This window comes from Paenibacillus sp. IHBB 10380, assembly GCF_000949425.1.
GTDB lineage: Bacteria > Bacillota > Bacilli > Paenibacillales > Paenibacillaceae > Paenibacillus_AQ.
In genome coordinates, this window is record NZ_CP010976.1 from 2,013,326 (window position 1) to 2,034,858 (window position 21,533).

Annotated in this window: 24 protein-coding genes and 4 pseudogenes; 6 read left to right on the forward strand and 22 right to left on the reverse strand. The window is 37.2% G+C overall.

Translation table 11 applies throughout. The features are described from left to right. Nucleotides 1–55 precede the first annotated feature (55 nt). A pseudogene (locus tag UB51_RS28885) lies at nt 56–162 on the reverse strand (formylglycine-generating enzyme family protein); the annotation flags it as partial. A 126-nt stretch (nt 163–288) separates the two neighbouring features. On the opposite strand from UB51_RS28885, the gene UB51_RS08655 reads away from it, so the two are divergent. Both UB51_RS08655 and UB51_RS08660 read left to right on the forward strand, forming a co-directional pair. Further along, nucleotides 289–852, forward strand: coding sequence for a hypothetical protein (locus UB51_RS08655; RefSeq protein ID WP_044876961.1), 564 nt, complete (start codon nt 289–291; stop codon nt 850–852). A 216-nt stretch (nt 853–1,068) separates the two neighbouring features. After that, on the forward strand, nt 1,069–1,350 hold the full coding sequence (locus UB51_RS08660; protein WP_044876962.1) for a hypothetical protein: 282 nt from the start codon (nt 1,069–1,071) through the stop codon (nt 1,348–1,350). A 527-nt stretch (nt 1,351–1,877) separates the two neighbouring features. On the opposite strand, the gene UB51_RS08665 is transcribed toward UB51_RS08660, so the two are convergent. The 18 genes and pseudogenes from UB51_RS08665 to UB51_RS28895 form a co-directional block, all read right to left on the reverse strand. Then, a complete protein-coding gene (locus UB51_RS08665) occupies nt 1,878–3,161 on the reverse strand; it encodes a DUF4179 domain-containing protein (RefSeq protein ID WP_044876963.1) in 1,284 nt (427 codons plus the stop codon). Beyond that, the gene (locus tag UB51_RS08670; RefSeq protein WP_044876964.1) at nt 3,127–3,690 is read right to left on the reverse strand and encodes a sigma-70 family RNA polymerase sigma factor; all 564 of its coding nucleotides are present in this window, start codon (nt 3,688–3,690) and stop codon (nt 3,127–3,129) included. The genes UB51_RS08665 and UB51_RS08670 overlap by 35 nt, the downstream gene beginning before the upstream one ends. Nucleotides 3,691–5,096: 1,406 nt before the next feature. Beyond that, on the reverse strand, nt 5,097–5,201 hold the full coding sequence (locus tag UB51_RS28890) for a DUF6254 family protein (protein ID WP_234405577.1): 105 nt from the start codon (nt 5,199–5,201) through the stop codon (nt 5,097–5,099). 346 nt (nt 5,202–5,547) lie between these two features. Beyond that, a complete protein-coding gene (locus UB51_RS26340; RefSeq protein ID WP_052675817.1) occupies nt 5,548–5,829 on the reverse strand; it encodes a hypothetical protein in 282 nt (93 codons plus the stop codon). A 286-nt stretch (nt 5,830–6,115) separates the two neighbouring features. Then, nucleotides 6,116–6,514 carry a GNAT family N-acetyltransferase gene (locus UB51_RS08685; protein ID WP_044876966.1) on the reverse strand — a complete coding sequence of 133 codons (399 nt, stop codon included), beginning with the start codon at nt 6,512–6,514 and terminating at the stop codon, nt 6,116–6,118. Between the two features lie 204 nt (nt 6,515–6,718). Beyond that, on the reverse strand, nt 6,719–7,222 hold the full coding sequence (locus UB51_RS08690; protein WP_044876967.1) for a DUF1572 family protein: 504 nt from the start codon (nt 7,220–7,222) through the stop codon (nt 6,719–6,721). Between the two features lie 78 nt (nt 7,223–7,300). Then, entirely contained in the window at nt 7,301–7,474 is a 174-nt protein-coding gene (locus UB51_RS28195; protein WP_160297242.1) for a hypothetical protein, read from the reverse strand. A gap of 3 nt (nt 7,475–7,477) precedes the next feature. Further along, nucleotides 7,478–7,798, reverse strand: a pseudogene (locus UB51_RS27005) (DNA alkylation repair protein); the annotation flags it as partial. A 782-nt stretch (nt 7,799–8,580) separates the two neighbouring features. Next, complete coding sequence (locus UB51_RS08700; protein ID WP_044876968.1) at nt 8,581–8,838, reverse strand: hypothetical protein; 258 nt, start codon at nt 8,836–8,838, stop codon at nt 8,581–8,583. A gap of 3 nt (nt 8,839–8,841) precedes the next feature. Beyond that, a pseudogene (locus UB51_RS29650) lies at nt 8,842–9,237 on the reverse strand (imm11 family protein); the annotation flags it as partial. Nucleotides 9,238–9,440: 203 nt separating this feature from the next. Beyond that, nucleotides 9,441–9,947, reverse strand: a complete 507-nt coding sequence (locus UB51_RS08705; protein WP_052675819.1) for a DUF4275 family protein — start codon at nt 9,945–9,947, stop codon at nt 9,441–9,443. Between the two features lie 792 nt (nt 9,948–10,739). Continuing rightward, nucleotides 10,740–10,988, reverse strand: a complete 249-nt coding sequence (locus tag UB51_RS08710) for a helix-turn-helix domain-containing protein (RefSeq protein WP_044876969.1) — start codon at nt 10,986–10,988, stop codon at nt 10,740–10,742. Nucleotides 10,989–10,998: 10 nt separating this feature from the next. Next, nucleotides 10,999–11,481, reverse strand: a complete 483-nt coding sequence (locus tag UB51_RS08715) for a DUF2975 domain-containing protein (RefSeq protein WP_044876970.1) — start codon at nt 11,479–11,481, stop codon at nt 10,999–11,001. A gap of 402 nt (nt 11,482–11,883) precedes the next feature. After that, nucleotides 11,884–12,159, reverse strand: a complete 276-nt coding sequence (locus UB51_RS08720; RefSeq protein ID WP_044876971.1) for a LysR family transcriptional regulator substrate-binding protein — start codon at nt 12,157–12,159, stop codon at nt 11,884–11,886. A gap of 274 nt (nt 12,160–12,433) precedes the next feature. After that, entirely contained in the window at nt 12,434–13,324 is an 891-nt protein-coding gene (murB, locus tag UB51_RS08725) for a UDP-N-acetylmuramate dehydrogenase (RefSeq protein ID WP_044876972.1), read from the reverse strand. A 169-nt stretch (nt 13,325–13,493) separates the two neighbouring features. Then, entirely contained in the window at nt 13,494–13,778 is a 285-nt protein-coding gene (locus UB51_RS08730) for a HesB/YadR/YfhF family protein (RefSeq protein ID WP_044876973.1), read from the reverse strand. Between the two features lie 26 nt (nt 13,779–13,804). Beyond that, complete coding sequence (locus tag UB51_RS08735; RefSeq protein ID WP_044876974.1) at nt 13,805–14,158, reverse strand: HesB/IscA family protein; 354 nt, start codon at nt 14,156–14,158, stop codon at nt 13,805–13,807. Nucleotides 14,159–14,564: 406 nt separating this feature from the next. After that, nucleotides 14,565–14,720, reverse strand: coding sequence for a hypothetical protein (locus tag UB51_RS28895; protein WP_234405578.1), 156 nt, complete (start codon nt 14,718–14,720; stop codon nt 14,565–14,567). 235 nt (nt 14,721–14,955) lie between these two features. Here UB51_RS28895 and UB51_RS29275 point away from each other — a divergent pair, with 235 nt between their 5' ends. From UB51_RS29275 to UB51_RS08750, 4 genes and pseudogenes are all read left to right on the forward strand, one after another. Continuing rightward, the gene (locus UB51_RS29275) at nt 14,956–15,090 is read left to right on the forward strand and encodes a hypothetical protein (RefSeq protein WP_267884736.1); all 135 of its coding nucleotides are present in this window, start codon (nt 14,956–14,958) and stop codon (nt 15,088–15,090) included. 186 nt (nt 15,091–15,276) lie between these two features. Continuing rightward, complete coding sequence (locus UB51_RS28900) at nt 15,277–15,537, forward strand: helix-turn-helix transcriptional regulator (protein WP_234405579.1); 261 nt, start codon at nt 15,277–15,279, stop codon at nt 15,535–15,537. A gap of 100 nt (nt 15,538–15,637) precedes the next feature. Continuing rightward, a pseudogene (locus tag UB51_RS29655) lies at nt 15,638–15,778 on the forward strand (IS1595 family transposase); the annotation flags it as partial. Nucleotides 15,779–15,829: 51 nt separating this feature from the next. Continuing rightward, nucleotides 15,830–16,426, forward strand: coding sequence for a YdcF family protein (locus tag UB51_RS08750; protein WP_044876975.1), 597 nt, complete (start codon nt 15,830–15,832; stop codon nt 16,424–16,426). 106 nt (nt 16,427–16,532) lie between these two features. Here UB51_RS08750 and UB51_RS08755 read toward each other — a convergent pair whose 3' ends face one another. The 3 genes from UB51_RS08755 to UB51_RS08765 form a co-directional block, all read right to left on the reverse strand. After that, on the reverse strand, nt 16,533–16,733 hold the full coding sequence (locus UB51_RS08755) for a hypothetical protein (RefSeq protein WP_044876976.1): 201 nt from the start codon (nt 16,731–16,733) through the stop codon (nt 16,533–16,535). A gap of 393 nt (nt 16,734–17,126) precedes the next feature. Beyond that, nucleotides 17,127–17,651, reverse strand: a complete 525-nt coding sequence (locus UB51_RS08760) for a GNAT family N-acetyltransferase (protein WP_044876977.1) — start codon at nt 17,649–17,651, stop codon at nt 17,127–17,129. Between the two features lie 605 nt (nt 17,652–18,256). Beyond that, a complete protein-coding gene (locus UB51_RS08765; RefSeq protein WP_044879992.1) occupies nt 18,257–21,427 on the reverse strand; it encodes an ATP-binding cassette domain-containing protein in 3,171 nt (1,056 codons plus the stop codon). Nucleotides 21,428–21,533: the final 106 nt, after the last annotated feature.

Sequence of the window (21,533 nt, forward strand, 5' to 3'; positions counted from 1 at the left end):
TGTTTGTAGAAATCAAAAAGTCTCGGCAAGATGGAATCCAAGGTATATGCAAGCAAAATGATGTATGGATACGACGTCGACATGAAGCTCCACAATCCCTAGTCTCTTCAGCCCAGCTAACACATCGAAAAATGCGATATAGTCGTACACTTGTTCATCATATGAGATGATCTTGATGTAATAAATTAGTTAATTTAATGTCATTTCACAGTTTAGGGATCAGTATATAATTAACTTAGAAACTATGATTCATTGTATTTTTAAATTATTCGATTTCAGGAGGCATGCATGCAGGATAAGACTTCACCTAAATATTACCCATTTGTTATTACTGCAGTTTTGATATTTGCACTTGATCTCATCTATGTTTTTGCACATTTCAATAATTATAGTGTGAACTTGTTTACAGGAAGTGGATACATTATACCGCTAATCATTAACATTGGATTTTTAATGTTTATTGCATTCGCTTATGACAGATGGTGGTTATATATCGTACCCTCATTTCTCTGTGTTTTGCTAGGCATGTATATTGTTTTTGTGCTTCTTTTTAATTCTATAGTTTCTTGGCAATATGATAATATTCATTCACCAAAGAGAACAGAAACGCTCATGATTAAACATCGATCAGCTTCTTTAGGTGAAACTACTTTTATTTATGAATTTTACAGAAAATCTTTTATGGGGCTCTTACTTACGAAATTGGATAGATCGGATCTGGAAATAATGTTACGTGATACTCACGATAAAAAGGCTATGGACCTGCTTAATATTCAAAGTCCAACTTGGGTCAATGAAACTGAAGTTATTTTGCACACATTAAGTGGTGACAAAACAATTATATTAGAATAATAGGCTGTTTATCTAACCTCTGACATGGCGACAGTTAAGAATCATTCATAAATACTCCTCAAAAAAGAATCGCCGCTCACTCCCGTTTTGGGAGTGAGCGGCGATTCTTTTTTATATTAGATTTCAGATTGAACTTTTAAAGCAATGATCTCTCCAAAGGCTCTGGCAACTGCTTTACCATCTACATCAGAATAATCAGAAACATCAAATTTTTCTTTGAAAGCAGCTCTGACCCCAACAGATGTCAAGGATTCAGAATGGATTGCAAAGCTACTAGAAGGAGCCACTATTAAACTCAGCTCTGTTATCTCTGATATTATGGGCCTTTTTTCTCGTGATATGCTGCGTTCTATTACTGATGGTGAAGATGATCTTGAGAAACTAGCGAACTTCGCTAGACGCACCATGAAACGAAAGAAGGATCAACTTGAGCTTGCTCTACAAGGCTATGTAAATCATCACCAACGACGATTGCAGCTATCGAATATTAAGTATTAGACTGACCTAATGAAACTCCCCGTTGACAATGCTTAATGACAAGAATCTGTTCCGATAAAACAAAAAAACCGCGATCTACGCGGACATTAATCGGACTATATTCTTGTCATCTTACAATTACCTCGAAATTCCCCGCGTAAAGCACTTCTATTTTATCTGTGTAGTTAGTTTGTGTATATCTTCCAGTAAAGACTACTTGGTTCCCAAAGTAGTCTTTATTCACAAGAGTATAACCCACTTCAGGTGACTTCCTATATTCCTGAGCCAATAATATTGTGAATCCATTACTATATTTTTTAAAACAAATACCCGGCGAACAGTCACTCTTTTTTCAAAAGTGTCTATCTTCCGGGTGACAGTTCATCCTGAACCTGAGAACTGCTCTTTTTTGTTTGTGTGACATAAGGTGATAATTATGATGAATACAACCATTTTTCATATCTTGATTGTCTATATTGTAGTCGCTTGCACGATATATACAAAATGCTCGTTTGAATGTATTAAGCTGTTATAACAAGCGCATGGTTTTATTTTTTGATATCTACAGGAATCGATATTTTCTTATTATAGGTTTTTATATATTGGAATTCGTCCGGCAGCAGGAATTCCGGTTTGTCCGTTGTGTTAAAAGAATACGTCTGCTCCCACATAATATTGCCGTTCTTCAAATCCCAAGGGCGTTCTTTGGAGATCGATGATACAGGAACTACGTTACCGCCAGCTTGTATGAATAAATTGTCCGTTTCCAAGAAAGTAAACTGTTTTCTGGCAATGACGATATCATAGCCTGTATCGGTTTTAGTAACGCTTCGAATCCATAACTTTTCATCTCCTACTTTGATGGATCGATCGGATGGTGACGCAAGCGAGATAGGTTCTTTGATTTTGTGGTATCCTTCAAAATTTTCGAGTACAAGTTCAATGGACTGAATATTGTCTGTAGGGAACGCATCAAATTTAATTTGAAAGTCTGGATTACGTCCCCCTCCTGCACTTGATCCAACTTCTGTTCCATTCACATAAAGCTTGGTTTCGCCTGAAAATCTCGGATATTCTTCTAGTTCATAATGCCCCTTCACGATGGTTGAAGTTGGCGAAGCCGTAATGTAATCATAGTGAATCGTTCCTTTATCGACAGCGATGGATTCTGAAAGATCCTCTTTAATGATACTCTTCATCGCTTTATTCGCTTCAAAATCGAAGGAGATGGGATAAGATATCTTCTCCCCATTATCAAGCCACTCATGGAATGTAACGGTTAATGTTCGAGAGAATGGACTAACGGGCTCGAATTCAGTGTCCCCCACGAACTGGCTCTTATTTTTGCCGGGATTCCCGCCTCCTCCTAGCGGAGCTGAATTGGTCAAGAACCCTTGCAATCGATCAAAGCCATAACGAACAAAATCATGGTCAGTATATTCGGTGCCTGCAGGTCGATCAATGGTGTAATACATGCGAAATACATTATCGTCCGCAATCACACCATTAATGGTAAGGACAGTGCCGTCCTTAAGCGTTGTGCTTTTGTTTACCCTTTGTCCGAGTCCCTGATTCATCACTTCAGCAAAGCTTAGAGAGTTTAAGCTGATTTTATTAAAGTAATAAGCTAAGGCAGGATACTCATAAACTCCGCCCATTAGAATGAGCGCTGCAACAGCTGATGATATCCATGCCACAGCTTTATTCATGTTTCTTTTTTTCGTGGGAACACGCTGAAGTGCATCCCGAAGTCTTCCCTCTAGTCCTGACGGAGCCTGTACCCTATTCAACGTCTGTTTATACTCCTCTAATTTCTCCTCGATCGTTTTCATAACGATCACCTCCGATCATGGCTTTCAGTTTTTGTATTCCTTGTGAGATCCTCGATTTGATGGTTCCGAGCGGCGCGCCGGTCATGTCCGCAATCGTCTGGTACGGAAGATCATGAATATATCGAAGTTCGATCGCTTCTCGCTGCTGAGCATTCAGATGGGATAGCAGCACCTGCATATCCAGCTCAGACTCTGTATGGCGATATGGATTATCGTCAGTGAATGCAGCAAGGGATAGTTCTTGCTCGTCTTCCAGTGGAAAAAATCGCCCTTTTTTGCGGAGTAATGTTTTGCACCGATTGACGAGAATGGTTTTGCTCCAGCTGTAGAATGCTTCGCCCTTTTGCAATTGATCAATCTTTTCATACAGTGTAACAATCATGTCTTCCATGGCATCCATCGCATCATGCTCGTTTCCCATGTAGGTATACGCTAGACGATAATAAGCGTCCTGATCGGCCATGATGAGTTGTAATAAAGCTTCTTTGTTGCCCTTTATGGCTTGTTTGACAAGATGGCTTGCTTTCATGTTCTCTCCCCTTTTCATAGATTAGAGATCCCAGAGGTTATAAAAGTTCATTTTGTACGAAAAAACTTTATACCCATGTCACAGTCACAGGAAAGTTACTACATCCCTAGGAGATTGCGGAGGGGGATAAAGTTCCGGCAATTGATTCTTTTCAAGATTACGTTTCCCTCTGAAAGCCCGCATATAACTTGGGGTCAGCCAGGTCGCGTAGGCGCGGAGTAAATGAAACCTAGTAAGTGTATCAAACCTCATTCTTTATCTTGGCAGAGCAGGCCCAATTAGCATTTTCATTACTTCAGCCAAGTACAATGATCACGGATTTAGGTTCATATTTAATCCCATCCAAATAAGGGGAATCACGAAATCAAGCGTAAAGTATCATATACTTGGTTCTTGAGAGAGATTGTAGTCATTTTTCGGTTCCGCCGTCCCCACAGCCTTATCTTGAAGTTGCTCATTACAATTATGGCTACATTATATCCATAATGCCTTTTGGACATTTTTGTGTCATTAGACGCACTAGTTGTGATCATACATTCATCTTACTTCATTATTTGTTAATCGGTAATGTCCTCATCTTCTTGTCAAGAACAGTAATGTCCCCAAGTTCTTGTCAAATAAAAATAACAAGAACTTGGGGACATAAAATAAAAAACCGCGATTTACGCGGCATCTAAGTCCCTGTGTTCATGTCATCCGACTCTTATACAATCAATCTCTAATTGGTCGTGATCAACTAAAAATGACCACCTCAATAAACTGTTAAAGTTCATAAAGGTGGTCATTTTCTGGACAGCAGCAGCAAACGACAAGAAATTGAAATTCAGGGTTGTTTGGTTTACTAGTGAGACTCCGTCTAATTATCACATTCGATGCAAAGCGCGCTTCTGAATTGCCCTCGATCTTTGATGCCGACCGCCTCACTTCTGTGTTATTCAACAATCGTAACCCTTTAGCTTAACAAATGAGTTGCCAGTTCTACATTGTCAGCCTTTTCGACTGGCGACATGGAGAACAGCACCCCAATGGCAGCGAACCGACTTATCTGGACGTCTATTAAGACGAACTCGGATCTCGTTGTAGAGCTTGTCCCGTTTCTATTCCTCCATAAGTATGTGTCCGGAGAAGGTTTCGAGGAGTTTAATGTACTCATCAACATGATGAATACGCTCCCAATCGAAGTGTCGTATGTGAACAACCTCAAACAGGCCGCTTTTCTCAATCTCATCTCTCTGCTCGTGCAGTTCATTTACTCAATTACGTATAACAATATATGTTCTTGTCGTCTTACATCTATACATTCAATATCGGGAACCTTTCCAGTAACGGAAAGATTATTACAAGGAAGAAGACTGCCGGTAAATTTCGCCGACAGTCTTTCTCTTCCAAGTAGTATGCTCCTCATCCTATTCGCTGGACAATTCCTTGAGCGACTTGATTTTACCATGGGGATGCTGTTCTTGCTTTCGTGACTTCCAGGCAGCTTCTTTCCTTCTCTTCTGGCGAGCCATAACAGATATCCTCCTCTGGAAATTGAGATGTATAGCACTTCCTTATGTTGCCATCTCTGGGCGCTGTTCATTCATGAAATTAATTCTGTGAAACGGCTTAATTTATACACTAGAGGTATTTGTGTTAAAACGGATGTATCCGCGCGCTCGGCGACTCCCGCTTTTTTCATGTGCTGAGGCAGTTTCCTCTAGGGGAACACGGAGTAGATCGTTATTTTCTGTCACTTAATTTGTCCAAAAAAGTTTTCCTCCATACTATCTGGACAAGAACTTATATCTTTAAAACAAAATCTTTTCCGCTCGTTGGTTTAATGACAGCACATCGTTTTTGTGCACTATCGTGGTGTTACCGCCTTCCAGCTACCCCTCTATGAAGGATTAGTCCCTTAGCTGTGACCGATGCAATATAGGGGTTCTCGTATATTAGGAAATTATTCGGTTTGGAGGTTGGACAAAAATTCTGTAAACACTTGTCCATCAAAGTAGCCACGGCAACCAATTCATTGTTGCTATTCAAGCACTCGATTATTTCTGATACAGCACGCTTGTCTCCACCATTGAACTCAAGATTTAATTTAGATAACGCATCTGCATCGCTTATCGTTGCCAATCTTACATTGGGAAGCACTCATTCACCCATTTCTAAAAATATTGATTTTACATTCATATATATTTATAACTTCGTTACCCTTGAAAGAATATCCTTTCAGCTATCATCTTAACCTGCCCTTTAGTTGAAAAAACGGCTGCCAAGCGGCAGCTATTTATTCTTGAACTATCGTTCTCCGTCAGCTTAAGCATTTCTGGCGCCTCTCCCGGTTTACCACGATCATCTGCAACACCTTTCGGGCTTTGACGTTACCGGCGAATAGTTGTGAGGAACCGTCCCCGTCTCCCGTTAACTTAGACGTTCATTACTTTACTCTCGGTATCAAAAATGCTTTTTCTGTCTTCTCAAAACCAATACGTGGGTAATACTCCATTGCAGTTGGTGCAGAAAGTAATAATAAAGAAACCTCTTCCCCTAAGTGTTCCCGTAAACGTTCAACAAGTTCTGTTCCAATACCAGTCTTCTGATATTCCTGACATACCGCTAAATCTGATAAATAACAACAATATGAGAAATCAGTAATACCTCTTGCAATACCTACAAGTTTATCCCCATCCCAAGCAGAAATGTTAACATCGGCATTATCAATCATTCTTTGAATACGTTCAAGGTCATCAGCAGGACGTTTAATTCCAGAACTTTTGAAAACGTCCGAAACATCTGTAGAACAAAGCGAAGTATTAATTTTGTACTCTATTTCCATATGTACACCCCTTATGTGATTTAGTTTATACAACAATATATATAAATTGGAATGAACAAAAGAGCCAATCAAGGTTTTTTTGTTAGTCCATTGATTAATTCACTATTACGGAAATATCGTCTAGTTCTACGATGGACCTTACGTGTCCACAGTCCTCTAAGGAGGTTTTAATTTGGCTTCCTGATCCATTTGGTCCAACTATTTCTAATCGTATTGCCATACAAGCTGTCCCTTTCTCATTTTTGCTGCATAGATGATTTGACCCGTATGATAATGAACCTCTCTCACCATCGCTATCATTAAATTGAGAGCTGTCGTCTCGTTATTTACTTGGCTATATGTAAGAGTCGGTAAATTAAGAAAGGGTTGTGTCATCAATAACTCCGGGTTAGATTGGAGGCGTTCAAGATATTGAATGATAATATCAAAAGCATCCCTGGTCATTTTTATGGCTTGTTCTTTTGACATTTCTAGCCCTTTTTCAAATTCCCTCTCTCTATCTCTTGTGTCGGGAATATCTAAGAGGATTGTTTCAATTCGAGAGTGTACTGCACCACTAATATGCGCAACTAAATTGGCAATACTGTCCGTTGTTGGTGACGAAGTAATATCTTCTTCGGACAATTGCTCAAGTGCTTGAAGAGTCCATTTCTTTTCCGATCTAAACTTAACCAACATACTTTCAATTAACTCAAAGGCGATATCCATTAGCAACCCCCAAAAAATAAGTTTATGTATGATTTCACCAAACAAACATTCTCTGTACAATGGAAATTTAATAATCACTTACCACTGCGGCAATGAATACAGGTTCTTGTCCTTCGACATGTGTAGCGTCATGAACATGCATGAGTTAGGTACCATTGCCCGCTCCCCCATTCCAATCCCCTTCTGTGGCTGAAATTCCGGGAGTGCCTGAAGCGCTTTGGCTGCCCAAATCGTTTCTTGTGGTAAAGCCAAAGTTTAACACCTTACATATTTGCGTTTGAAACCAAGTTGCCCTTTATCTACTGCCTTTTGAATATTTTCGGAAGCGAGTAGAAACTTGCTTTTTGTCTTGTCCCGTTTGACTTCTACTGGACCAACTGCCTTTGCAGTATCGACCTTCGACGCATGCGATTCAATTATCGGTAACTTCTTGTGCAAAATCTGTTTCCGCCAAGGTTACTGCCACTACATAATCGGAAAGTATATAAAAATAAGCCAAATCTATCCAACGCTTAAAATCAGCTCAGCCAAAGGTTGATTTTTTTTGATTTTCTCGGCAATGGGCTTCATTGCGCCGTCACTCCTTTCAATATTTACTCTATAAAAAAGGGTGTTGTTTGTCCGACATTCCATGCACATAGAAGTCGGTAAGAACGTTCAATTATAATTTAATAATAAGTGGATACTATCTTCAACTGTTCATTTTATTGAGCATATCTGCCCGTTAGCTTAATCTCGAACATAAACTACCTTGCCCAAACTGGCAAGGTACGGTGCTTACATATAATGTAACATCAATATTCATTTGGGACATCATGTAAATGAAGATTATCATCTGCGCAGGAAAGTTACCCTTACCTATTACAAGAAAGACCACGTTGGCGTTATGCCTCTGTGGTCTTTCTATATAAGGAAGCTAAGTCCTTAGCATATCAAAAGCTAATTTCTAAGGTTTGCATTTAACTATTCCATCCATTAATAAAACCTTTAACAAAGTCAGCGACGGCATATGCTAATAGCAAAATACAGCTTAATGAGCCTAAACTAATAATGATCTTGTTTTTCTTTTTAATCCCAATTACTAATAGCACTATAGTAACAACTAAAAATAAGATTTCAAAAATCCACATTGCAATACCCCTAATAGTTTATTTTTATTTCTCTTTCAAGCGATTTCTGATAACGTAACTGCATTCCTGACGTCCTAGCGGCTTAAGTTGTTGGGTTAATCTATCGAAGCGATTGACTTTGACCCGGTGGCTCCGCCACTTAGCCGATTGGATGTGTCGCCTAAATTCACTTCTCCGAATATCCTCTCGGCGACCAAGGAGCGTAAGCGACGATGTAGTTATGTTCTGTTATCTGAAGGGAATGCCTTCTTTGAGTCGACTAAACATATTTTTTCTTGTTTCCTTGATTTCCCACTTACCTGAATAAACCACTTCACCTTTATTTTTAAGAACAAATTTTCGGGCTTTATTAAAATCAAATTTTTTAATTAGCGAGTTATCAACTTCATTGCAAATCGTCTCGAATTTTTCTTCTTTTTCTTTCCAAGAAAATTCAGAATCCCATATCTCTACTAATTGACAACCTACAATTGATCTATTTAACAAATCCTTTAATTCATCAGAAATATATGTATAGGGTAAAAGTATGTCTTGATGAGGTAATTTAATTCTAAAAATATGTTGATCTCTTAGGGTTTCTCTGATTAACGATAAGGAATATTCATCATACTCAGCTAAATTATTTCTATCATATCTTTTTACTTTAGAATTAACTGGATCAATGCAGTCAATAATAGTTAGTACATGCAGAATAAAATATTGTTCTCCTACAGCACTTGAAAGTGGTAGAAATTCAAGATTATTTATTTTATTTTGTTCTAAAATATCTTTTACTTTTCTACTGACAACTAACGCTCCACTGTATCTGCTTAAAATATCAGCTGGCTTACCTACATCGTTAATTTGAACGTTGTAAGAAGACCATTCATGAATTACTTGTATTATATTGCATTCCTTTCAGATAACGTATGCGTATCTGCGACGTGACCCGGCCATAGATAGCTCTTATCTTAGGCCGGGTCATGTGCTGTCTGAGTTTACTTCCATGATTTCACTCTCGACAACCAAGGGGCAAATGCCCCGCAGCGTTAGATAGAGTATTATAAGATGTTGCTACCTTCTTCGAAACTACTCTCGTATTACTTTTTTTATTTCACTTTGTAATAGTACGGTCCACACATTGATTCGTGGGTATGTACATAAGTCCAAGTGAAGTCTCTGTCAAATATATATATGTCTTGCTCAGAATCAAAATCCTCAGCGACTACATTATTTGCGTTTTTGTATAACATTACATAGGGGGAGTCTTGATACATCACATATATTTCACTTTTAGTTACTTCATTAAATTCTTTTCTTGCTGTTTCTTTTATTGAACAGACTTGTTTTTCATAACTGAAAATATGCCACCTGTATTGATTATAATAAATAGACTCTTTTACTTCTTCGCTAATATTCCATGCGAATGTACGATCCCATAAATCAATAATGTCTTGCGATTCTTCAAATAATTCTGAAATGATAACACCTTTTTCAGTTAAATTTTTCTTAAATAGATATTTCTTTTGAATTCTTTTAACATACCAATAAACTTCATTCAACTCTTCTTCAGGCAAATTCTCTAAGATTCGATTAATTTCATCTTCTTTAATCATATAAACCTCCGTTGACTTAGTGTTTCTTATGTGTCTTTTGCTTTTTATCGAAATTGCAGCAATTTCTCATAACGTTGCGCATTCCTGACGTCCAATCGGCTTAAGGCACGGAGTGCCGGGTCGTCAGACTTAGCCAATTGGATGTGTCGCCTGTTTCCACTTCTCCAAAAATCCTCTTGGCGACCAAGGAGCCTTAGCGACGCAGCAGGAATGTTCTGTCAGATGACGCCAGTACCTTCTTCGAATCGCCTTCAAAGTGATCTTAAATTTGTTGTTTAGACTTTAGATAATCTTGAATTTGTTCCTTATGGTATTGGTCATGAGATATAAAAAATTCTGTTAAATAAGACTTTATAGTGAATCCCCGATCTCCCGAATAAACAACCAAAAATTTATTATCTTCCAACTCACTTACCTTAGAAACTCATTCAAATCAGAAATTAATTGTTGTTTCATGTTCTTCCCTCTGGAGAATTAGTCAGGGATATTATATCACAATAATAGGAATATATGTTCCATTCCATATACTTGTTCTTCTACAATTACTTGCACTGGTTTCATCTAACGTATTATCTGCGAAGGGTGTCGCAGATCCCCCTTACCATATCTATATTCACGACAGACTTTATTACATTTTGGAAAACTATTCCCTTCTAATCATCATAAACATTTCTATTTACCTTACCATATAATCCATACTATGGATGTTTCTATTAAAGTAAAATGCCCGTTAGTTGAAAAAGGACTGCCGATGATGCTGGCAGCCTGTTGACATTGCGCTATAGTGTCCCATTAGTTCAATACGGTCGATTGTTCATTTGATCCTTGAGTGTCTTCGTCAATTTTGTATTCTAAAATATCTCCAGGCTGACATTCTAAAGTCTTACAAATCGCCTCTAAAGTTGATAATCGAATCGCTTTTGCCTTTCCATTTTTCAATATAGAAATATTAGCCATCGTTATTCCAACCCTCTCAGAAAGTTCTGTAACACTCATTTTCCTTTTAGCCAACATCACATCAATATTGATTATAATGGCCATGTTATTCACCTCAGACTATTAAGTCATTTTCTGATTTTATATCGATAGCTTCTTGTAAAAGCCTTTGAAGAACAGCAGCAAAGACTGCAATCACCATTGAAGCAAAAATAACGACCAAACCAATTAATATCATACCTGGGGCGTCGTCTTTCTCCGCCATGAGATAAAAAAGTGGCATCCCTACCACATACAAGATACTGATTGTGATTGCACAATATTTTATATTCTTTAAAGCTTTTACAGATAGTTCCGAGAAAGCTTTATTCTTGTCAATATAGCTTACAAGTTTAAAAGCTTGATACAGAGCAAAATAAAAAGGTATCGCTGTTGCATACAGATCGATTAACACGAGATATTTCATATAAGCCATATCTGGATACAATTCTGTAGCAAAATTCGCTATCTCAGGCACCACAAAGATGCACAAAGCAAGAATCGGAATACCAATAAGAATAATAGCTATTTTTAAAAAGTTTGTTGACACCCGTTTCATACAAAGCACCTCACTTAGTTAATGTTAATTTGAATTTAACACAAAATTTATCGTTTTACAATATATTTAGATTGTTAAAAGGTATATTATTATTGTTTTGTTTATTCCCTTTAATTTTTATACAGAGATAAAAGTATTTCTCATTGCAAAGAAACTAAAACTATTCAATTTATGACTAGTTCAACTATCCTGCCCGTTAGTTGAACAAAGGGCTACCTCTCGGCAGCCCTGTCATTATTGAACTATAGTGTCCCGTTAACTTAACAAAAAACGTAATTTGATATTGGAGTATCATAATTAGTGGAATTTATTCCAAATGCATTACGATCTCAAGACCCGTTGGATCACCGAAGGGTCTAATATCTCCTCTAAAGACTAAACTAAGTCCTGAAAATTTTTTAATCAATCCCAATCCTTAGAATAGGACCGGATTAAATGAATCATGCTCTCCATGGCTGGAGAAACCCATTTATCTTTATGATAAGTAACAAATGTAGAAATCGTGCATTGATCATCTTTAATAATTTCCCCGTTAAATAACCTATTATCTAATTCCCTTTTTACATTGAAATAAGGAAGCATAGAAATACCAAGTCCATTCATAACACATTCCTTAATAGGTTCTACACTGCTAAAATCTACACTTCCCTCAACTTCAATAATTTTTGTAAAGTACATGAGGACATTTCAATTCTCTCCAATTTATTATTTTAAAAGTATGCTTTTCAAGCCTGTTTCTTCTCCTTGGAAAAAACACAATTGAATTGTAATCGTAATCAAAGTTGGGCTTTGGCCTAATCGTCCCCCGGCATCAATATTTCAATACTTACTCCACATTTTTTTCAAATTTAACACTACTCACAGATTTTAACGTCGGTTTCATTTTGGAACAGCAAAAAAGCTTCTTATATGTGTCTAATTTACTCACCTTAAAATACCTAATAAATAGAAATTATTCTCCCAAAATATTTATTTCCGTCTCCAAATAAATATTAAATTTATCGTGTACTCTTTTTTTTATTAATTTTATTAATTCTAAATAATCCTCGGCGGTAGCATTATTTGCATTAATGATAAAACCCGCATGCTTAGTAGAGATTTCAGCTCCCCCAATTCGAGTTCCTTGTAAGTTACATTCTTGAATGAGTTTTCCTACATAATGTCCCTCTGGACGTTTAAATACACTTCCGCAAGAGGGATACTCGAGAGGTTGTTTAGCTTCTCTTTTAAAAGTTAATTCCTTCATTTTACTGGAAATTACATCCTTGTTCCCTTTTTCGAGTTTAAACTCGACCTCAAGTATTATATATTTATCCCTTCTGAAGATACTATTTCTATAACCAAGTTTCATTTCTTCTCGGGTTATATTCATAATTTCTCCATTTTTAGTCATAAGACTCGCACTTTCGACAACATCGGCAATCTGACCGCCATAAGCACCCGCATTCATATATAAGGCGCCTCCTGTACTACCTGGTATTCCACATGCAAACTCTAGACCAGTTAAGGTGTTATCCAAAGCGATCCTTGAGACATCTATAATATTGGCGCCGCTTTGCGCAATAATCTTGTCCTCGCTGACTTTAATTTGATGGAAATGGCTCAGAGAAATAGTTATTCCTCTTATTCCACTATCTTTAATGATTATATTTGATCCTTTTCCAATAACAGTCAGAGGTATTTGATGTATTTTTCCAATTTCCACGATTTTTATAATTTCTTCTTTCGCTGTTGGATGGATAAGCATGTCTGCTTTACCACCTATTCTTACATAAGTATAGTCTTTTAATGGCTCATTTAATTTTAACTTTTCCAAAGGTATTTGATTATCAAAAATATTCATGAAATTCTCTCCTTGAAGTACTCACGTGTAGAATTTAAATGAAAAGCTTCTTCTGGAGTGGTTCTATATGGTCTCTAAAAGTTTTGTGTGTTGCGAATTTATAGTGCCCAACGTTTGAAAAAGCCATGATTGCACTATCGGCGAATAGAAAAGCTCCTTCTTTATATTTTCAATATGAGATTTTATTTGAAAATATACCGTCTTCATTACAATCAATTTGAAGAAGTTCGTCCTGCAAAATCCAAGCATCAGTTTTTTCTATAAAGAAATTAAATCCTCCAATAGATTTAACTAAAGTTGGATCGATCGGTGTAGCACTTACATTTATACCAATAGAGAATGCTTCTGAACCTCCACCTACATATTTTGCATAAATTCTTACATATTGGCCCTCTTTTAAATCCCAGTCATTTTTAAAAGAATAGATAGCTTTTTCAGACACCACAAATAACATAATTAATCTACTCCCCTTTCCAAATTTTAATCACATTTTTTAACTTCACCACGATAATTTGCCATTCTGAAACTAGCTCCACATCCACATGAAGCTCTTACATTAGGGTTATCCAAGGTGAAACCGCCTAACATACCGCTTTCTTCATAGTCAATTTGAAGACCTTCAATATATTTAATACTATTAGTGTGAACCAATATACTAAATTCACCTTTATTTAATAAGATATCACCTTCTGTTTTCTTCTCATCCACTATAAGAGTATAGGATAAACCACTGCATCCCCCCTCTTCAACGCCTACTCTAAGGAAAGAACGGGCATTAGCACTTGATAAGATTTCGACGATTTTTTCTGATGCTGCTTCACTGACCTGTATCATCGTAGTAATTCCTCCTTGGAACGTCATTTTTGGTTAGCCAATAAACGGTTTAAAGTTGATTAAAAATATTTTGTCATCAGGGATTCATCAGTTACCGTATCTCTATCGATTTCCTAATTCTTGTATTACGTCCACGACCCTGGTCTGCCGAGTCCCAACGTCCTTGCAAATATGCAATGACGCACCAACTCAGTGTAGCGCTCGCTACAATTAATCCGACCTGAGAAGGAGTAATACCTTTCACATCTATTAAAGCCAATACCAAGAAATTTTGTGTGCTGGTATAGGCAGAGAAGCGGCACCTAAAGCCTGCATGGCCCGTGACCCTATCTGGTATACATATCGCCTGCTGTTGCGGCAGCGATCAGCCGACGATAAACAAAAGAAGTGCGAAAGTGAACGGTTGTCAATCAATGATTCGACCGACGACCAAGGTGCCGATAATCTGCACAAGCAGATAAGTACTGAATATCCAACCAAATAGGTCAAGGCCGTTCAAGTCGCCAGCAATGGAAGGGGCAATTGTCGTTACCGATAGGCCTTCGAATCCAACTGCCATCACCGACAGTATAATTCCTATGGACAGTGCAAAATAACGTGGGCTGAAAATGCTTTGAGGATAGACGACATGAAATGTGACCTCCAATAAATTTTTTTATGTATACACCATATCTGGATACTTAGTAAACATAAATGTTTATAAAGTTAAAGCTACAGTTCGACTTTGACTTTGTCAACATTTTTATTTAAAATGTAGACAGTGATGTAGATTTAGTTGCTTAGTAAGGAGGTTCACCATGAGCCGAAATCTAACGAATAAGGAAAGTACCCGGAGAGCGATCATTGATCTGCTAAAGCAGCAGGGGGAATGGATGTTGTGGCACTATCCTCCAAATTTTCGCTATCAGGAATGGCTATTCGTCAACATTTAAATGCTCTGAAAGAAGAAGGGTTGGTTAGACCCACGGGTCGACCAACAAAGCTATGGAGATTAAATCCCGAGGCTGATCAGTTTTCCAAGCGGATATTCTGAGTTATCAGTCAGTCTGATCAATTCGATGAGAGAGGCTTTCGGAAACGAGAGGCTAGACAAGCTGCTGGCTGTCCGGAATAAGAATATGCAAGAGCAATATCTACAGCACCTTGGTGACGCATCTGGCGTTAGAGAGAAGCTGGGGAAACTAGCCGATATTCTAACAAACGAAGGCTATATGGCCGAGGTCAAGGATCAAGGCGATGGCAGTCTCTTGTTTATTGAGAAGCATTGTCCGATCTGTGAAGCTGCTGTTGCATGTACCGGGTTATGTAAGAATGAGTTACATTTATTTAAAACCATTCTTGGAAATAATGTTCATATCGGGGTCCCGACAATATTTTAACGAAATTATACGCTAAGCCCTGAATTTCTGCTTTTATTGACGTTATTACTTAGTCAATTATATTGATTGTATCTTTCATGGTTATTTTCGGGACTGGAATTCCCATTATTTGAGATGGTCAATTCTTAGATACTATTAAACACCGAAATGATAATACACGGTCAGTAATATGATTATTGATAGTTGTCTGTTATCGACAGATGCTACTTATGAAAAGCTTAGATTAGCAACTTATCGTTAATTCAAATATATGTTTCAAAGCTACTTTAGTATCGTAAAGGATTGATTTAAAGTGTCAAAAAAAAATGTGTACAGGTTAGTCTTCACCATAATAGTTATCTTCCTTATTTTAATTGTCTATTCAGCGTTTAGTATTTGGTCATTCAGTGACAAAGTTCAATTAGTTAAGACTGATGTGGCTGTGGTACTTGGTGCTGCGGCTTGGGATGATGAACCGTCACCTGTTTTACGAGAAAGGGTAAATCATTCTATTTGGCTTTATGAGAATGGTTATGTAGATAAAATAATATTTACTGGTGGTAAGGGGAAGGGTGATAAGTTTGCAGAGTCAGAGGTTGCAAGGGAGTATGCTATTAACAACAATGTCAATTCGGAAGATATTTTGATTGAAACCAAATCAAAAGTCACAGAGGAGAACCTCAGATACGCATATGACATTGCAACTGAGAAAAATTTTGAAACTTTTACTATCATAAGTGACCCATTGCATATGAAAAGAGCCATTTTAATGGCAAAAAATACTGGAATGGAAGCATATTCATCACCTACCCAAAGTTCCGTATATAAGACATTGAACAGTAAAATTCCATTCTTCTTTCGAGAGTTGTTTTTCTATATCGGTTATATTGTCAGTCTCCCATTTAGGTAATTACATTTAAGAAAAGGACCTTAGCTTCTAGTTCTTTTCTTTTGATTTAATATCAACATTATTATTTAACAGAGCCAATTTAAAAAACCACCCCTTCAGGAATGGTTTATTTTCTACGTTTCTTCATCTCAGTTCTGAACGCTGTTCTTCGAGCTCTAGCGGTTTCACTTCTATATTCATTATTTGTTGCTACTTTGTTGTGACCCAATTGCTCAGCTACATACATTCTCATTAATTTATCAAATTGAAACTTCAATTCGATTACCTGCTCACCATTAACACGAACAACCTTCTGATAATATTTCATTTCCCCATCTTTTGTCTTACGTGATTTACGCTCTACCTTCGGAACATAGGGTTCAAACGTTCATGGCTTGATACTTGCTCCATGATTTTATTGGCTAAATCCAATTTTGTTGTTTCGCCTTTTTCAAATTGATTTGAATAAATCCTTCTCCAGTTTTTCCATGTATGGTTTTCTCAGGTCATGTACACCACTATAACCAATTTCCCCTAATCTACAGCACTCTTTAACCATCTCTCTCACATCATCCGTTAGTTGAACAAGGGCTACTTCTCGGCAGCCCTCTCATTATTGAACTATAGTGTCCCGTTAGCTTAATCATCACACCAAATTCTTTGAATAATTGGCTTGGTACCATTAAATCTACACCTGTATTTTATGTAAATTATTTTGTATCTATTTCCACTCTTCATCTAGAATAGCGTAAAAATATTCGTCCCACCATTCTGTACCCTTTTTAAAATTGGCAGGCATACACTTCTTAAAATGAGCTTCTCTTCTCATACCAATCTTCTCCATAATACGATAAGAAGGAATATTCTGTGGCTGACAAGTAGCGATTATTCGATGGATGTTCTCTTTTTCAAAAGCGTACTTAACAATTGCCCGTGCAGCTTCCGTCGCAAACCCTTTATTGTAGTAATTCGGATGTAACACCCAACCAACCTCATAAGTATTCTCGCCATACCATTGATGAAAAACCATATGACCAATAAGAACATTTCCATCATTTAATATTACAGCGAATTTTTCAGCATTTTCATTCATGTTATTATTCACAAAATCTTTCGCATCTTGTTCTGTAAATATCCCGTCGGGTAAATATTTCATAACATTACTGTCAGATGTATATTCAAGAACAGCTCGCCAGTCCGTTGATTGAAACATACGTATTGATAATCTTTCTGTTCTTAAGAGCATTCATGTTCCCCCCCTGTTAATGATTATGAAAACAGTCAAAAGATCTAAGTTAACCTCCCATTAGCACATCTCCTCGGACATCGATAGTTAATTCAGCTAGAAACATCCATCTGTATCATTTTACAATATTATCATGTTTATGGATGGTACAAAACAATTATAGGAATTTTACCCAATCTGCCATCTTAAATATGCTTCATCACGGATAACTGCCCGTTAGCTTAATCATCATCGGCCACCGGAACATATTCTTGGCCTATTTCGGTTAGCGGTACAGATTCTTGTCATCCGACAGATGCCGTGTTGTCGGGTACAATTGATTCGAACCTACTTGAAAAAAAACGCTAATAAGCGGTATTTAATGAGATATTATTGTTGTCACCCGAAATTTGTAAACGTCCCGGGCTTGACTTCGTGGCTAACGGTACAAGTTCATGTCCTCTTACACCTCCCCTTTCCTTCTATTAATATATTCTTATAAACCAACAATCTCCGTTTCAGAATAGCAAAAAAACTCATCTGCAATTCATTATTGCAAATGAGTTTTCCTCACGGACTGACATCTAGCTTTGTATTAAAATATAGCTTGTTTCAATCATTCTAATTTAATTATTTTCCTCAAGGAATTGGTGAATTGCCATCATTTCTTGTTTATTCAACTCACGAATACGATTGAAAATTGGAATATCTGCAACAGCCTCAATATTTAAGCTTTCAGGAACAACATCACTTACTTTGCCAGTTAGCCATGTTTGCACGTCCATGCCATCGACGATTTCCTTACGCCCTTCATCATTGATGCCACTTGCATAACAACTAACACATGGTACCGATAATTTATACACGCCATCATGGAGCCCATCTTCCGAAATTACTTTCTTCCCTTTACAGAATGGACATGGATGGCTTGCTTTAATCTTATTAATTAGGGTGACAATTTTTTTGTAACCAAACGCTTCATAGACATAGGTTAGTTTTTTGTATTTTCCATTGGTGAAATACTTATCAATGATGTTTTCTCTCGTTTCAGTGATATTGGCAAAATCACAGATGGTGATCCGATTATTCATGCTGATGGATTCGATACTGCGAGCTATACTGCCCCAGAATGGCAGGACATTTTGTAAAACCATTTCATAGTGCGAAAAGCTTGCCAGCTCTAGTTCAAGCATTTTCAGAGCGACTTGTGTTTCCCTAGGCAATAGAGAGACATCTTCTGTCAAAACCATATCGCCGCCGACGATGGCTTTCATTTTTTCTAGTACCTGTAATTTACCAATGGTTTTAATGACTTGATCAAGAGGCTGCCCAATAATCTCACGAATATCCGTGTCGCCAAATTTTAGCTTTTTATGATGATTTAGTACGGTTCCTTGACAGATTGGACAGGTAATCATTTCTTTGGATTCTTTTATATGCTCTTTAATAATCGATTTCGATATAACCATATAGCGCCCAATGATGAAATTAAAGCCTTCCCAAATCCTCGATGCCTTGCCTGCTTTATCATAGAATGACTTTTCCCAATACCCGTATAAAAAGGTATGCTTTTCTGCTTCTGTCATCTCGTTATAACTTTTGCTTATATCCTGACCGAGCTCATTCTTAATCTCATCAAAGATGAATTGTAATTTTGGAAATTGATAGAATTTTAAAATCTCCATCGCATCTGGATGCAATAAGCCATCCCAGAATGGCACGGTTTTGTCCTGAATAACAACATCAAAATCAAATTTTTCAATCACCCGGCGGCCCGAGCAGCATGGACAATGATTGTCTTGATAATAGAAATCGAAGCTATTCGTATCTTTATTGGTTGGATGCGCCGCCACAATATGGTTGATCATGCCACCCATTTCATAGAGAAAACTATATTGACTATACAAGTGCCGTTCCAGATCAATGGCGATGATGGGTGCAATGGTTTCAGATTCATATTCACCATAAATCAAACGAGCCATTGAAGATAAACTTTTTAAGATGCCACCCTTATAGACGTTTTCTGCATTTTTAAAATAGGCAATCTGATTTTCTTTTATATAGTTAATTCCATTTTCTGACTTTCGTGTTGAAGAAATTTGCGATGGAGCCACATTATCTGCACTGTTTTGCCCACGATAATAATCATCATGACTGACAACATCAAGATGCTCCACAGGTGCAAGCTGTCTTTTACCAAAATCAACAATAAAATCAGAGTTTTCTAGCATATATGAATTATGTTCAATCATTATTATGGAGACAGATTCATCCTGCAAAATGACCCTAATGCTATCAATGAATTGATTTAAAATATTTTGTGATAAACCTTTTGAAGGCTCGTCAAAAATAAATAGCGTATGTGGGTTTCTTGAGTTGACAAACAGCTCAGAAACTAAATGGACACATTGAAATTCACCAGTCGATAAAGACTGTGTTTTTCTTTCCAACGTCAAATAACCAAGTCCAAGTTTGATCAATAAGCTTAAGCGTTTATGAGCGATGTCTTCATTTGGCAGTTCATCAATAATATCTTCAATCGAGCGCTCGAAAATATCATCAATATCTTCACTATATTTTGTGAGTTTCCTCTTAATATCAAGAAAAGTAGCAACGGTTGACCGACTGGTAATCGATTGGTTTCGATCTTGACCTACTATTACCAGTTTATCTTTGGGATATCGCTTCAGAAAATCTTTGGACATACACTCATTGACCAGTGTAGATTTACCACATCCAGATTCACCCGTAAAAGTTACAAGTCTATTTTTAGGAATCTGAATTTCAGCCATTTGAATATTACGACAGTAAAGATCATGAAATTGGTAATATTCTGTTGGTGTTGCCTGATTTCGTTCCCCATTGATTGGCCCAGGACGTGGTGATTCTTCAACAATTTTCCCGCCGTATTTACCACTTCCAAATCCAAAAAACAAGTGCTTATCCGCTGTATCGAGCACCGTGTCAGAATGGTCAATGAGCCAAATTTGATTCTTATATCCCAATTGTTTAATCTCTGCTAAAATTTTCAATAGGGTTTGGTGATCAAGACCCACGGAGATTTCATCAATGATAATAACCGTATTTTCACTTGTTGCCATAAACTCTGCCAAGTAAAGTCGTGTTAACTCCCCACCTGACAATGTACCCATAATGCGATTTAATGTTAAATAACCAATATTCATATTGATTATATTTGTTAGAATTTGTTGTTTACCTTCACTAATCTTTAGAACATCTGCCAGTGAAACAATGGTTTCAATGCTTAAGTCGTTGATATCGGAAATACTCTGTGCTTGATCCAATAATTCAATTTTATATTGTTCAGCTTCTTGATTATAGCGCTTCCCCTTACACTTTTTACACTCGACATTTTTAGTAGTTCCGCGGCCTTTACAATCTGGACACCAGCCTAATTCATTATTAAATGAAAAAACTTCTGGTGAAAGATTATATTTTTCAGCAACAGTAACACGAATCTCTGTAAACACGCCAGTATGTGTGCCAATGGTTGAACGTGGATTTGAAGAAATTGATGATCTACCTAGAAAAAGTACAAGTGGCATTTCTTCCATCTTAATGGCACTGAAGTTGGTTTCCATAATATTGGGAAATAAATACTGATATTCAGCCTTTGGCAATAAGGAAACGAGACGCTTCTTGGATTCTTCACCAATGGTCTGACAAAAAGTTGTTTTACCAGATCCAGACAAACCAGCAATTCCTAACGATTCATCAACTGGTAGTACTGCATCTAATTTGTTAATATTGTTCGCAATTAATTGATTTATTTTCATAGTGATATCCTTTCCATTCTCCAGCAATTAGTGGTCCTTTTTTCAACGCAACCCCACAAAATATTTACTTAACTCTCAGTATACTATAAGAGCTTCTACAACCATC